This window comes from Tolypothrix sp. VBCCA 56010 (assembly GCF_050875635.1).
Classification (GTDB): Bacteria; Cyanobacteriota; Cyanobacteriia; order Cyanobacteriales; family Nostocaceae; genus Hassallia.
In genome coordinates, this window is sequence record NZ_JBPAOH010000309.1 from 1 (window position 1) to 2,662 (window position 2,662).

At 46.9% G+C, this 2,662-nt stretch carries 2 protein-coding genes and 1 pseudogene; all 3 read left to right on the plus strand.

The window, feature by feature from the left end; genetic code table 11:
* Positions 1–213 (plus strand): hypothetical protein (locus tag AABK37_RS41030; protein ID WP_432557116.1); only part of this gene is annotated, 213 nt, incomplete at its 5' end.
* A gap of 150 nt (positions 214–363) precedes the next feature.
* Positions 364–2,277, plus strand: a complete 1,914-nt coding sequence (locus tag AABK37_RS41035) for a protein phosphatase 2C domain-containing protein (RefSeq protein ID WP_432557117.1) — start codon at positions 364–366, stop codon at positions 2,275–2,277.
* Positions 2,186–2,662, plus strand: a pseudogene (locus AABK37_RS41040) (hypothetical protein); the annotation flags it as partial. The gene AABK37_RS41035 and the pseudogene AABK37_RS41040, both read left to right, overlap by 92 nt.

Below are 2,662 nucleotides of genomic sequence, written 5' to 3' on the forward strand. Positions count from 1 at the left end.
TCCTCCACTCCCCCACTCCTCCACTCCCCCACTCCTCCACTCCCCCACTCCTCCACTCCCCCACTCCCCCACTCCCCCACTCCCCCACTCTCCACATCCCCCCTCATCCCAAATGATGAAATCTATGCTAATCTTTCGGCTATAATTGCAAAACTGAATTTTCGACTACATTGTGGCGATCGCACAAACCGATATGAAAGCATAATTAAGTAAGTGGAAATTCTTAAGCATTATTAGGTTTTTTCATAATTTTTATACCATAAAAGCCATAACTTACTTAAAACAGCACCAAACAACAATCATGTGACAGCCAGATGTAATCGAAAAACTGCGGTTGATTTAAATTCTTGAACTTATAGCTGCATGATTTCATCACAAGAGCGGATAATTTATTGCACGAATCCTGGCTGTACTAATCCCATCAATCCTATGGGTGATAGCAGATTGTGTGCAAGTTGTCAAACTCCTTTAGTTCACCGTTATATTTGGGCAACTGGCGAACATCAAGTTATTCGACCGGGAGAACTAATAAAAGATAGATATGAGGTAATTACATCGCAAATTTGGCTGGATATTCAACCAGGACAGCTGCCAGATATACCCGAAGAATTACCAAAAGCAATTATTCCTTACTTACGCTTGTCGAGCGATCGCTCTCATCTGCCTCAAGTTTATGGATTTGCGGATGATATACTTTTACTGGAAAATGTGCCGATAGATGAAACTGGAAATTTATATCCAGCGATCGCTGACGCATGGGAACAAGCAACTCCAGTCCGACAAGTAAACTTACTGTGGCAAATTATTCAACTTTGGCAACCTCTATCAGAATTCAAAGTTGCCCTGAGTTTACTGTTTCCAGACAACCTGCGAGTACAAGGTTGGTGTGTGCGACTCTTGGAACTTTATGAGTCAGAACAGCCGAGTATTCAACAGTTGGGTGAGTGCTGGAAACCGATTGTAGCTGTCGCTAAACCAGAAGTAGCACCAACTTTGCAGAAAATAGTCGATTCAATGTGTGCTGGAGAAATTGAGTTAAAAGCGATCGCCACTCAACTCAATCAGTTATTATTATCATCAGCCGCGCAATTGCCATTAAATCTAAAAGTCGCAGGAGCAACAGATAGCGGTTCCCAACTCAAGCAAAATGAAGACACTTGCTATCCCATAGCCTTTGGTGACTCAGACGATCCCTTACTACCGTGCTTATCGATTGTGTGCGATGGTATCGGCGGACACGAAGGCGGTGAAGTTGCCAGCCAATTAGCAGTACAATCTCTGAAGTTGCAAATTCGCGCTTTACTAGCAGAAGTAGCAGAACAAACTGAACTAGTATCGCCAGAATTGTTACAGCAGCAACTAGAAGCAAGTTTGCGGGTTGTAAATAACGTAATTTGCGCTTGCAACGACGACCAAAAACGCCAAGGTAGAGAACGCATGGCAACAACCGTCGTTATGGCTGTACAAGTGCCGCAACAAGTCGAGATAACCCCTGGATGCGACTCACAAAATAGCCATGAACTTTACTTGGCAAGTGTCGGTGATAGCCGCGCATACTGGATTACACCCAACTACTGCCAGCTACTGACAGTAGATGATGATGTAGCATCGCGGGAAGTACGCTATGCCCGCAGTCTGTATCGCAAAGCACTACAACGTCCAGATGCTTATTCCCTTACCCAAGCTTTGGGGACAAAAGATGGTGAATTTCTGCGTTTTGTGATTCAGCGATTCATCTTAGAAGAAGACGGTATATTACTGCTGTGTTCCGATGGACTGAGTGATAACAACTTGGTGGAAAATCACTGGCAGGAATATGCACTACCAGTATTAAAAGGTGAAATTTCCCCCGAAGATGCAGCTTACAACTGGATTAATTTGGCAAATCAGAAAAATGGTCATGATAATATTTCGGTTGTGCTTACCCATTGCCGTGTATCTCCAGAATACTTGGTGGCTGTGACTCCTTCGCTACCGCCAGCGGACGTGATAGAAGAAAAATCATCATCAGCACAACCAGAGTTGGCAGATAGTTCGCAAGCGCTACTAGATTTAGACATTCCATCAGCCGAAGCACCTGCCGTTTCTGCAACTCCAACTGAAGTGAAAAAACCACGTCGCGGTAAGGTTTGGGTGCTACTGTCCGGAATGTTAGCGCTGCTGGTAGGAAGTACGATGGGATTGTTTGCTTGGTCGCAACTTAATCCTCAAGGATTCCAGCAAACGTGCCGTCAACTTCCTCAAAAAGTGCAGCAACTATGTCCACCTGGGAAGTAGGGAGAGGGGGAGGACAGGGGGACAAGGGGACAAGGTGACAAGGGGACAAGGGGGACAAGGGGGACAAGGGGACAAGGGGACAAGCGGACAAGCGGACAAGCGGACAAGGGGGACAAGGGGGACAAGGGGACAAGGGGAACAAGGGGACAAGGGGACAAGGGGACAAGGGGGACAAGGGGACAAGGGGACAAGGGGACAAGGGGACAAGGGGACAAGGGGGACAAGGGGACAAGGGGAACAAAAAAGAATTTCTCCCCCTCTCCTTGTCTCCTTGTCTCCCCCTCTCCTTGTCTCCCCCTCTCCTTGTCTCCTTGTCTCCCCCTCTCCTTGTCTCCTTGTCTCCCCCTCTCCTTGTCTCCTTGTCTCCCCACTCCCCTTTCCCCTC

What these genes read in the sequence shown, in the direction of transcription:
- AABK37_RS41035 (WP_432557117.1), top strand. Translation starts at nt 364, where the DNA reads ATGATTTCATCACAAGAGCGGATAATTTATTGCACGAATCCTGGCTGT.